This is a genomic window from Anaerococcus sp., from assembly GCF_022770135.1.
In the GTDB taxonomy this organism is placed as follows: domain Bacteria; phylum Bacillota; class Clostridia; order Tissierellales; family Peptoniphilaceae; genus Anaerococcus.
Genome location: NZ_JALEIL010000028.1, coordinates 1 through 11138, shown reverse-complemented (window position 1 = coordinate 11138; position 11138 = coordinate 1). Strand labels below are relative to the sequence as shown.

Below are 11138 nucleotides of genomic sequence, written 5' to 3'. Positions count from 1 at the left end.
GTTATCCTTTATTTCAAAAGAATTTTAGGTTATGTTATTGTTTATTTAATTTAATTGGTTCCATCAGCTCTCGCCGACTGTTATATAATACCATGGATTTTTACCCATGTCAAATAATTTCTTAAAAAAATATAAGATGCCCTTTTTTTGATATCGGGCATCTTGGTCAATCTATATTGTTTAGTTGAAATCTGGCCTATCAGAAAGATTTACGTGGCAATATCCATTTGGGTTTTTCTTTAGATAATCTTGGTGATATTCTTCTGCTTTTATATAGTTTTTAAGCTTTTCTACTTCAACCTGGATTTTTTCTTCTTCGTTTTTTTGCTTTTCTTCTATAAATTTTCTTACTTTTTCTAGAATCTTTTCATCATCTGAATATATGCCAGTCCTATATTGTCTTCCCATATCCCCACCTTGTTTGTTGATAGAAAATGGATCTATTATATAGTAGAAATATTCTAGCAATTTTTCTAGGCTAATTTCTTCATCATCATAGGTCACTTTTACTGTTTCGGCGTGGTCTGAGTTTTTGAGATTTTCATAGAAGGTATCTTCTGTCTTTCCATTAGCGTATCCTGCTTCTGTTTTGTCGACTCCTTCTATTTCTTTAAAGTACGCATCTACTCCCCAGAAGCATCCGCCTGCTAGATATATTCTTTGTTTCATTTTTTCCTCCTAAAATAGTTTAAGTAGTTAGTCCTCTTAACTTTTCTTCTTCTAAAGTTTTTCATATTCCTAGAAAATGATGATGATAAAAGTATTCCAAATGATATGGCTCCAGCAATAGCTAGGGCCTTGGATAGGGTTAGTAAAACCAAGGCACTTTCGTTATTAATGAAGTATTTCATAGTATTAAATATAGCTTCTCCTGGACATAGGTTGATGACTCCTGGCACTATAAAGACCAGAGCAGGAAATTTGAAATATCTTGCACAGAATTCTGATATAAATGATATGACGAAGGCCGAAAGAAAAGTTCCTATATAGACACTTCCTGTGTAGGATATTGTCATTTTGTATATTACCCAACCAAACCCTGCATTTAATGCAGAGATTAGTAGAGGCTTTTTGGGAACTTGAAATATCAAAGCAAATCCTATAGCCGCTATGGAAGATACTATAAATTCGTAAATATACATTTATCCTCCTTATCTATCTAATGTAGGTTGCAATTGTTATTGGCATAGCAACTCCCAGAGCAAGGGCAGTAGATACTAAGATTGCAGTTGTAGCTCCCGTTAGCCCACTAGTAACATCCCCGCTCATCAAATCTCTCATGGCATTTGTCAGGGTGATTCCTGGAAGGAAGGCCATCATCGATCCTATGACTATTTTATCTACTGCTATATAAGGTAGGAAGAGTCTAAATGTTACTGTGATCAAACTTACTACGAGCCCTGCAATAAAGTTTACTAGGAAGAAGCCAAAGTTTGCCTCCTGAAACTGAAAGCTTACTATATATGATACAAATCCAACTAAGAAAGATATTAGCATATCTGTTATCTTTCCACCCAAAAGTATTGTAAAAGCAGCAGCAGAAAGTGCCGATCCTAATATTTGTAGTATTAAAGGATATCCGGGATCTGCCTTTATTTTATTTAATTCCCTTAAGGCTTCCTGTAAGCTGTAATTGCCACTAACAAATTCTCTGGAAAATGAGTTAACCTTGTTTATATAGTATAGGTTGAAGGTCCTAGACTTTACTCTTCTTATATTTGTATGGATCTCCTTGTTGAAAGAAAAGGATAGGACAATGACATTGGCAGTAGAGTAAACATCTACGTCTCTGATATTTTTTTTGCTTCTTATTATTCTTTCTACTGTATCCTCCACCCTATAAATTTCTGCCCCATTGGCAAGCATTATAGCTCCAGCGTTGGAGGCGATTTCTGAAAGGATAACAGCCTGATCTAAGCTAGATATTGTTTCAGTCATCATTTTCTCCCTCATCTGTAGTTCGACTTATATTTGTTAATATTATCTTCTGTCAAGAATTCATAGGCGTCGTTTACTTCCTGGAATTTCTCTGTAGCACCTGGGTCCTTGTTTATATCTGGATGATACTTTTTGGCAAGCTTTCTATAGTTAAGCTTGACCTCATATATATCAGTCTGATAATCTAGGCCAAGTGTCCTACAAGCTTTCTCGTACTTTTCTTTAAAACCAAGGTCATTTGTCATATTACTATAGCCAGAATTTGTATTATAGGAATTCCAGTTTCCTTGATTCATGTTTGTATAGCTAAAGCCTCTAAACATCTCCTCAAACCTTCTGTTCATTTCTTCCTGACGAGCTCTTGCAGCTTCTTCGGCCGCCCTTCTTCTTTCTTCTTCTCTTTCAAACTTATACTTGTTCGAATAATCAGAAATAGAATCGTAGCCGACTTTCCTTCCTGTAATCAATGAATCCGCCCTATCATACATCCACTCTGTTAGTGTGTAGTTGCCGTATTTGAGCATGGATATAAACTTGGGACCAAGGATTGGGATGATTAGTATTATAAATATAACAGTCCACCACTTCCTCGGTATGGCCAAGGCCAAGACAGGAAAGAAGAAAAATGTGGAGCAGCCAAAGACAAATATTAGCATAAGTAATTGTCTAATCCCCTCAAAGGTCATTGTTATTACGTTCATTATGTTTATTAATAGATTAAATATACTGCCCAATATAGTGGCCAGTACATGTAAAATCTTACCGAAAAATTTTCCCATATTATCTCCTTATCTATTATAGGATTATACGACTTGAGCCTAATAAAATCATCGTATTTAGGAAAAGTTTGCTAAAAGCTGTTTTATTTAAAATTATCCAAAGAAAAAGCAGGTCTCCCTGCTCCTTATTATCCAAACAAGTCTGTATTGTTTGAATTATATAAATTATAGTAGACTCCCTTTTTAGCAAGGAGGTCCTTGTGATTTCCTCTTTCTACTATACCATCATAGGTTAAGACTAGGATTTCGTCTGCATTTATTATTGTAGATAGTCTGTGGGCTATAGTGAGAGTTGTTCTTCCCTTGCTTAATTTTTCTAGAGATGATTGAACTATTGCCTCGCTCTTATTATCTAGGGCACTTGTCGCCTCATCTAGAATAAGAATTGGTGGGTTTTTGAGAAAGACTCTAGCTATAGATATTCTCTGTTTCTGTCCGCCAGAAAGCTTCACTCCACGCTCTCCTATATAGGTATCAAAGCCATAAGGAAGGTCACTTATAAATTCCAAGGCTCCTGCAAGCTCTGCTGCCTTTTCGATTTCTTCATCTGTGGCATCTTCCTTACCGTATTTGATATTATCCTTGATGGTTCCACTGAAAAGATAGACATCTTGTTGGACTATTCCTATATTATCTCTTAGGGAGTCTATGGTTAAATCCTTGATATTATCCCCATCAATTCTAATAGCTCCATCATCGACATCATAAAATCTTGGGATTAGCTTAGATATTGTCGTCTTTCCAGCTCCAGACGGACCAACTAGGGCTATATTTTCTCCTACATCTATGGTAAAGGACATATTATCTAGGACATAAGGGTCTTCCTCTTTGGTCTCAGGATATTTGAAATAAACATGGTCAAATTCTATTTTTCCTTGAACGTCCTCTAATTTACTAGCTTCTTCCTTATCATATATGTCCCTATCGAGATTCATGATTTGGACAAATCTTTCTATACCAGTTGTTCCTCTCTCGTAGGTATCGGTGAAGTTAATTAGTCTTTCGATAGTTGCAACTAGCATGTTTAGATACATGGTAAAGGCGATAAGATCTCCTGCAGTGATTGTCTTTTGGATTACAAAGATTCCTCCGACAAGGATTAGAACTGCGTACATAAAGCCTGAAAAGGCATCCTTGACACAGAAGTATTTGGCCATATTGAAGTATTGGTCCTTCTTGATATCTGCAAACTTCTCATTTTCCTTGCCAAACTTTTCCTTTTCTATATCTTCATTGGCAAAACTTTTTACAACATTGATCCCAAGAAGAGTATCCTCGATTCCTGAGTTAATGGCGCCGATTTGCTTTCTTGTATTCATAGTCGCTTGTCTAAACTTCTGTCTGGATTTCCTAGAGAATATATACATGATTGGAATTAGGATGTATATAATTAAAGAAAGCTGCCAGTTAATAGTTAATAAGACTACAAAGGATATAGCAAGTTTAATAGCTGCTACTAGAAATTCTTCTGGTACATGGTGGGAGAATTCTGTAATCTCATTTAAGTCTGTAGTCATCCTCGCCATAAGCTGGCCTATCTTGGCCTCATTGAAAAACTCCGTATCCATTGTCAAAAGATGGGAGAAGACATCCCCTCTCATATCCTTTTCTATTAGTGCACCCATGATGTGTCCATAGGATTGCATGATAAATCTTGACACAACCTCTATAAACTTAGTCGCAAGATAGATTAAAGCGACCTTTCCTAGCCTAGGCATATCGAGAAGGCCCAACTGAGCCCAATCTGTTAGGTAGGATAGCAATAGAGGAAGGACTAGCTGACTTATAGTTGTAAGGGCAGCTGATATCAAATCTATAGTAAGTATTTTCTTGTAAGGTTTATAATAAGGTATAAATCTTTTAAGCAAATACTTGTTAGTGTATTTTTTCTCTGTCATATTTCTCCTTCCTTTAAATATTATCAATAATATATACTCTACTATTTCCCTATACTTTTGCACCCTTATTGTAAATTAACTTAGTATTTGGTAATATAATATTAGGAGGATCTTATGGCAAGAATTATAGAAAAAACTAATCTAAATGATAATACAATTAAATTTGTCGTAAAGGCACCAGCTATTGCCAAAAAAGCTCTGCCTGGCCAATTTATTATTCTAAGACTTGATGAAAAGGGCGAAAGAGTTCCCTTTACTATCTCATCAACGGATGATGAAAATGTAACTATCATAGTCCAAGTTGTAGGTGGTACTACAATGAGAATGAATGCCTTAAAGGCAGGAGATGGCTTCCTCGACTTTGTAGGTCCACTAGGAAAGCCAACCGAGCTTGATTATCTCAAAGGTAAAAATGTCTGTGTCATTGGAGGAGGTTTAGGTACAGCTATCGCCTATCCACAAGCCAAATACCTCCATGAAATCGGAGCTAATGTCGATGTAATAATGGGCTTTAAGAATAAGGATATAATAATCCTAGAAGATGAGCTTAAGGCTTCATCAGATAATTTATACATAACAACAGACGATGGATCTTATGGAAGACAAGGCTTCGTAACCCAAGTTCTAGAAGATCTCATAGAAGAAGGAAAAGAATACGACCACGTCCTAACAATTGGTCCTGCCATCATGATGAAAAATGTAGTCAAAGTTACAAAACCACACGATATTCCTACAACTGTATCCATGAACTCTATCATGGTTGATGGAACAGGCATGTGTGGATGTTGTAGACTTACAGTTGGAGGCGAGATGAAGTTTGCTTGTGTTGATGGTCCAGACTTTGATGGATTCTTGGTGGATTTTGATGAAGCGATGAATAGATCAAGAAACTACGCCACAGAAGAGCGTGAGCATATATGTAATCTAACAGGGGAGGTAAGAAATGGCTAAATTTAATATGGCAAAGACGAAAGTTCCAATGCCAGAACAAGACCCTGATGTAAGAAATAAGAATTTCGAGGAAGTAAGTCTGGGATATACATTAGAAATGGCTAAGGAAGAAGCTAGTCGATGCATCCAATGTAAAAACAAACCTTGTGTATCAGGTTGCCCAGTAGGAGTAAAAATCCCTGAGTTCATCCATCTAATCCTAGAAGATGACCTCGATGGAGCTTATAGAAAGATATCAGAGACCAACAACCTTCCTGCAATCTGTGGCAGGGTCTGCCCACAAGAGGTCCAATGTGAAGGAAAATGTACTAGAGGCATAAAAGACGAGCCTGTAGGAATTGGTAGACTTGAAAGATTCGTTGCAGATTATAGAAATAATAAAAAATACAACAAGCCAATCGAGGTAACTAGCATAAACAAAAAGGTAGCGGTAGTAGGAGCTGGTCCTTCAGGACTTTCTGCTGCTGCAGATCTAGCAAAACTTGGATATAAAGTGGTTTTATTTGACGCCTTCCACACAGCAGGTGGAGTTTTGATGTATGGTATACCAGAATTTAGACTTCCTAAAAAGCTCGTCCAAAAGGAGCTTAAGAACGTAATAGGTCTCGGTGTCAAGCTTCAGACTAATACAATCGTAGGAAGGACAATTTCTATAAAAGACCTCTTCGATCAAGGATTTGAAGCAATCTACCTTTCTACAGGGGCTGGACTTCCAAGATTTCTAGGTATTCCTGGAGAAAACTTAAATGGAGTATATTCAGCTAATGAATTTCTAACAAGGATGAACCTAATGAAGGCCTACAAGTTCCCCGAATACGACACGGCAATCCATATCGGAAAGAAAGTTTGTGTTGTAGGTGGAGGAAACGTGGCGATGGATGCCGCAAGATCTGCCAAGAGAATGGGAGCGGATGTAACTATTGCCTACAGGAGAAGCTTCGAAGAAATGCCTGCAAGAGTCGAAGAAAGCCACCACGCCCGAGAAGAAGGTATCAATTTCATGAATCTCCACAATCCAGTAGAAATCATAGGAGAAAATGGCTGGGTTAAGAAGGTAAAGCTAGAAAAAATGGAACTAGGTCAGCCAGATAGCTCTGGCAGGAGACGTCCTATTCCTACAGATGAATTTGAAGAATGTGAGTTTGAATCTGTAATAATCGCCATAGGCCAATCACCTAACCCACTTATCAAAAATACCAACTCAGATATAGATACAGAAAGCTGGGGCGGAATTATAATAGATGATAGGACCATGACCACAAAAGAAGCTGTCTTTGCCGGAGGAGATGCAGTAAGCGGAGCTGCAACAGTAATCCTTGCCATGGGAGCAGGTAAAAAAGCCGCAGAAAATATAGATAAATATTTAAGAGAAAAAGATAAATAAAATGAAAGCTCTTAAAGCTAATTAAATCAAGCACTTCCCATCATAAACAATTATGGACAAGTGAGACTTAATCAAAGCTTTAAGAGCTTTTTTGTTTTAGTTTTAGTCATCAAAAAAGAACCCACTTTCGCAGGTTCTTGATTTTTACTTGATCTTTTGAATTATCCTAGATCTTGTTTCGAAGTCATCGCTTGTGCCTGTGATTGAATTGTTTTCTTTGGCAAGCTTACTCATTTCATCTAAGATTTCTGAAATTTCATTTACTTCAGATGTTTTATTGGCAATTTCATCGATTCCCTTTGCCTTGTATTCGCTTAGGCCAGATCTAAACTCTTCAAATGAAGCCATATATTGATCACTTCCGTCTTTTAATTCTTTAGTAGATGAATCAAGCTTCATTATTCCATCATTTAGTTGGTTAAGGCCAGCTGCCATAGGATTGATAGCTTCTTCATTGATATTTCCTAAGGATGATAGAGCCTTACTTCTTTCGGCAAATTGTGCCAATCCTCCTGAAAGGTCTGCACTACCTTCTCTTAGGCTTTGAGAGTTACCGTCAAGTTCAGCTACTGCAGCTGCTAAGTTTTCAACACCTGCCCTGTTTTGGCTAGTTCCTTCTTTAAGTTTAGCTGATCCTTGTTTTAGCTTTCCTGTAGCTTCATCTAACATTACTATAGATTCTTGTAATTTAGCTAGATTACTCTTATTAAATCCTTGACTTATTTTTTCAGTTCCTGTGGCAAGACTATTTGAAGCTGTAATCATCTTTTCTGATGATGCCTTTAATTTCTCATCGATTTCATTAGCCCCCTTATAAGCTTGGCTGATTCCTCCGCTAAGCTCGCTTGCTCCTTGGGATAGAACGGAAAGAGACTCTGAGATTTGACTATAAGCATATCCAGCTGTAGCCACGCTTTCACTTTCTTGGTAGAGAGTATCTCTAACAGCTCTTAGGTTTTCGATTTGACCTGTTAGATTTCCTTCTTCGTTATTTTCTTCTAAGTTTGCTATTACTGCATCAATAGCTTGAGCTTGGGCTGTAAGATCGGCTGAACTTTGATCAAGACTTGGCATGTTTTGAGTGGAAGATTGAAGATTGTTAACTCCCCCACTTAGCTCTCGGCTTGAGTCTTCAAGTTTACTTAATCCTTGGCTAAGCTCACTTACTCCTTGACTTAGTGGGGCAATCCCTGTTGATAGGCTATCAAGCCCTGTCTTAAGTTCAGTCATGGATTCGGTAAATCTACCCAAATCTTCCTTGCCATCAGACATTCCCATTTTTTCTTTGAGGCTAGATGTTGCATTATCAAGTTTTAGAAGACCATCATCTAAATCACTTGCTCCAGCTTCTAGCTGTCTACTAGCTTCTGTAAGTTTTGGCATATTTTCATTAATCTTATTAACTCCGGCAGTATATTGGTTAATACCTTGATCTAAACTGCTTCCTCCATTATTTAGCATGTCAATTGCTGAAGTCATTGTTCCAACTTGGTTAGGTAGGTCCGCAAAGGCATTTGCCATTTGATCGAATGATGATACGATTTTGCCAGAACCTGCAGCAAGCTCACTTGCTCCATTACTTAGCTGACCTATACCATCGTTTAGTCTATTTCCACCATCTGCTAATTGATTTGATCCGTCAACGAGCTTTGCTGCATTTGATTCAAGCTCATCGATTCCCTTATTTAGATCATCTAAGGATGAAATATTAGCGGAATCTTGGAAGAGTTCGTTTGTAATTACTGCATAGACCTCAGTAGGCTTGTAGTCTTTTACATCCATTTCCATCTCGATTTTATCCTTGAACTTATCAAGTTTATCATCTTCAAGGATTTCTTTAAAGTTTTGTCTAAGTCCTGGTGCGAGAACTCCTGCTACAATTTCGTTTTTACCATCTTTTACGACCTTGCCGTCGTCTGTTTTTATATTTGTAACCTTATCTTCATCAAAGTTAATTTCGGCAAGTACTAGATATGGTGAAAATACCTTTTGTTCTTTACCATTTACTGTAGCCATTCCGCTTCTTTTGTTCTTAGCTGATATTTCGATTTTTAGGTGACCAGATTTTCCTTCTAGGTCTTTTGCCTTAATCTCCTTACCATCTAGAAAATATTTTACAGAAATATCTACAGGAAGGTCTTCTTCCGCTTGTCCTTGATAGTAGACATCCTTGCTATCTTCATTCCAATTTATATAACCATCTTTTGGATCGATTTTTTCATCTGTCTTTAGGTTTTTGATATCTTTAAGATTAGACTTATCCTTAACCTTTACATTTCCATCTGAGTTAATCCAGATTGAAGCTGTCTTATCTTTTATTTCATTTTCTTCTTGTGTTACATACATGGTTTCGTTTTTCTTAACTGTCCCATCTGCAAAAACTACATTTGTCACAAGCATTGACCCTGCGAGTGCTACAGATAAGCTCTTTACAAATTTATTTTTCATCTTTTCCTCCTAATTAATTCCCTTAGTTGTCTTTTTGATAAATGGAAATGTTATGCTGATTATAGCTGGTAGGAATAATATTATTGAAAGCATACTTATTATTGCTCCCCTTGCCAAGAACATACATATTGTTGAAACTATTTCCATTTTTGAATACAAGCCTACACCTACTGTCGCAGCCATAAATGATAGGGCTGAAGTCACAATAGATTTGGATGCTTCCTTCACTGTTAGCTTAAGCGACTTATTTACATCGCCACTTTTCTTATACTCTGCCAAGAACCTATCCATCATAAGGATTGAGTAATCGATGGTAGATCCTAATTGAACAACTCCTATTATGATTGATGTTACAAATGGGATTGTTTGACCCAAGTAGAATGGTATACCCATGTTGATTTGTATAGCAAGTTCGATAACTGCTATTAGTACAATAGGAATTCCTATTGATTTGAAAACAACTGCTAATATTACAAATACAGTAATAATTGATGCTGTATTTACCATCTTGAAGTCCCTGTCAGATATAGTAGTAAGGTCTTTTGTAAGGACTGCTTCTCCTGTAAGATATCCATCAGGATCGTGTTCTTTTATTATTTTGTTAATTTCATCAACTTGATTATTTACTTCATCAGATGCTGTTTGATACTTAGAATTCATCATTAGCATTTGATAACCATTCTTGTGGAAAATATCTTTTAACTTATCTGGTAGGGCACTGTCTGAAAGAGTTAGGCCTGTAAAAGAGTCAATACCTAAAACATTGTTTACACCTTCTACCTTATCAAGCTCATCCACAAGTCCATTAATATTTTGCTTGCTCAAGTCATCACTAACTAAAGCAAAGTGGGTTGAAGCCATGTCATAATCTTTTTTCATCTTATTTAAGGCTACAATCGAATCAAGGTCTGCTGGAAGAGATCTATCTAAGTTATAGTAAAGGTCTGTGTTTCGTGCCCCATAAATTGCTGGCACAAAAAGGATTAAGAAGGCTATGAAAAATGTCTTCTTGTGATTTAATACAAGATTTGAAGTCTTCTCGAAAGATGGTAGGAAGGCCCTATGGTTAAATCTTTCTACTAGTTTTTCAGCTATTAATATCATTGGTGGCAATACTACTACGGTAGAAATTAATCCAAGAAGGACACCCTTACTCATTACAAGACCGATATCCTTACCAAGTCCTAGTCTCATCAATATAAGTACTAGAAATCCCGCAAATGTAGTAAGTGACGAAGCAAAGATTGAAGCTATAGTTTTTTGCATAGCCTTATCCATAGCTACATTGTTGGAATCACGTCTTTTCTTTTCTTCTGCATATCTGTGATATAAGAAGATTGAGTAGTCTGTCGTAACAGCAAGCTGCAAAACTGCCGCTATAGCCTTAGTTATATATGAAATTTCTCCTAAGAAAATATTGCTACCAAAGTTATAAAGAATCGCATAGCCTATATTTAATAAGAAAAGAAAGGGTATAATTGTCGATTCATTTGTAAAACTAAGGACAATCAAGGCAAGTACAACCGCTAGGGCTACATAAATTGGTGTTTCGTGATCTATTAAATCCTTGGTATCCTTAACCAAAGAAGACATACCACTTAAAAATTTCTCCTTGGACTCGATAGCTCTTATCTTATCTATAGCTTCCATTGTCTTAAACGATGATGAAGACTCGCTAAACTTTACCATAAGCATGGTAGAATCTTCTGCATAGAAGAAATCTCTAATCTCATCTGGCAA

9 protein-coding genes are annotated in these 11138 nt (G+C 36.8%); 2 read left to right on the top strand and 7 right to left on the bottom strand.

Going from position 1 to position 11138, the window contains the following annotated elements:
* Nucleotides 1-180: 180 nt before the first annotated feature.
* The 5 genes from msrA to MRZ08_RS01220 form a co-directional block, all read right to left on the bottom strand.
* Entirely contained in the window at nt 181-669 is a 489-nt protein-coding gene (gene msrA / locus MRZ08_RS01240) for a peptide-methionine (S)-S-oxide reductase MsrA (RefSeq protein ID WP_297378366.1), read from the bottom strand.
* Nucleotides 666-1142: a threonine/serine exporter family protein gene (locus tag MRZ08_RS01235; RefSeq protein WP_297378363.1), complete on the bottom strand. Its 477-nt coding sequence runs from the start codon at nt 1140-1142 to the stop codon at nt 666-668. Before MRZ08_RS01235 ends, msrA begins: the two co-directional genes overlap by 4 nt.
* 13 nt (nt 1143-1155) lie before the next feature.
* Nucleotides 1156-1938: a threonine/serine exporter family protein gene (locus tag MRZ08_RS01230; protein ID WP_297378360.1), complete on the bottom strand. Its 783-nt coding sequence runs from the start codon at nt 1936-1938 to the stop codon at nt 1156-1158.
* Between the two features lie 11 nt (nt 1939-1949).
* Nucleotides 1950-2717 (bottom strand): DnaJ domain-containing protein, encoded by a 768-nt coding sequence (locus MRZ08_RS01225; RefSeq protein WP_297378357.1) that lies wholly within the window; start codon nt 2715-2717, stop codon nt 1950-1952.
* A 128-nt stretch (nt 2718-2845) separates the two neighbouring features.
* Entirely contained in the window at nt 2846-4615 is a 1770-nt protein-coding gene (locus tag MRZ08_RS01220; protein WP_297378355.1) for an ABC transporter ATP-binding protein, read from the bottom strand.
* A gap of 114 nt (nt 4616-4729) precedes the next feature.
* On the opposite strand from MRZ08_RS01220, the gene MRZ08_RS01215 reads away from it, so the two are divergent.
* Both MRZ08_RS01215 and gltA read left to right on the top strand, forming a co-directional pair.
* A complete protein-coding gene (locus MRZ08_RS01215) occupies nt 4730-5566 on the top strand; it encodes a sulfide/dihydroorotate dehydrogenase-like FAD/NAD-binding protein (protein WP_297378352.1) in 837 nt (278 codons plus the stop codon).
* Nucleotides 5559-6950, top strand: a complete 1392-nt coding sequence (gene gltA, locus MRZ08_RS01210; RefSeq protein ID WP_297378349.1) for an NADPH-dependent glutamate synthase — start codon at nt 5559-5561, stop codon at nt 6948-6950. The genes MRZ08_RS01215 and gltA overlap by 8 nt, the downstream gene beginning before the upstream one ends.
* Nucleotides 6951-7094: 144 nt before the next feature.
* On the opposite strand, the gene MRZ08_RS01205 is transcribed toward gltA, so the two are convergent.
* Both MRZ08_RS01205 and MRZ08_RS01200 read right to left on the bottom strand, forming a co-directional pair.
* Nucleotides 7095-9398: a hypothetical protein gene (locus tag MRZ08_RS01205; RefSeq protein ID WP_297378346.1), complete on the bottom strand. Its 2304-nt coding sequence runs from the start codon at nt 9396-9398 to the stop codon at nt 7095-7097.
* A gap of 9 nt (nt 9399-9407) precedes the next feature.
* Nucleotides 9408-11138, bottom strand: a 1731-nt coding sequence (locus MRZ08_RS01200; RefSeq protein WP_297378342.1) for an MMPL family transporter, incomplete at its 5' end; no start/stop codon positions are given.